1 protein-coding gene is annotated in these 564 nt (G+C 71.6%); it reads right to left on the bottom strand.

The genetic code is table 11. The features are described 5' to 3' along the window. Positions 1 to 564: hydantoinase/oxoprolinase family protein (locus VQ03_RS30270; protein WP_048454645.1), on the bottom strand; the 564-nt coding region annotated here is incomplete at both ends.

Here is a 564-nt window from a genome sequence, read left to right as displayed (position 1 = left end):
AGGTTGACCACCACGGCCCGGATCTCCGGCAGCCGGACCTGGAAGCGGCGGAAATACGCCGCCTCGAACAGCTCCTGGAGCGTCGCGCGGTCGATGTCGGGGGAGGGCAGGGCGACGCGGATCAGATGGGTCTGGCCGCGGAACTGCATGTCGGCGCCGTAGGTGACCGTCGTCTCCTCGATCTCGGCCTGCTCCTCGGCCACCATCGCGAGGGCATCCGCGGCTTGCTCCTCGAGCACAGCGCGAAGATCCGCCATGTCGAGCCCGTCGAGCGGCCGGTTGAGGGTGCGGACCCGGTCCTGGCGCAGATCGGCGACGAGGCAGCCGAGCGCGTTGGTGAGGCCGGGGCGGGCCGGCACCAGCACTTCGGGGATGCCGAGCTCGCGGGCGAGCGCGACGGCGTGGAGCGGACCAGCGCCGCCGAAGGCGAAGAGCACGAAGTCGCGCGGGTCGTAGCCGCGCGACAGCGATACCATGCGGATCGCCCCGGTCATGTGGACGTTGCCGAGCCGGATCACCGCCTCGGCCGCCTCCTCGACGCTCATGCCGAGGGGACCTGCGAGG

The organism is Methylobacterium tarhaniae, assembly GCF_001043955.1.
Classification (GTDB): Bacteria; Pseudomonadota; Alphaproteobacteria; order Rhizobiales; family Beijerinckiaceae; genus Methylobacterium; species Methylobacterium tarhaniae.
Note: the sequence above shows the minus strand (reverse complement) of the source record. Positions and strands in the feature narration are given on the sequence as shown.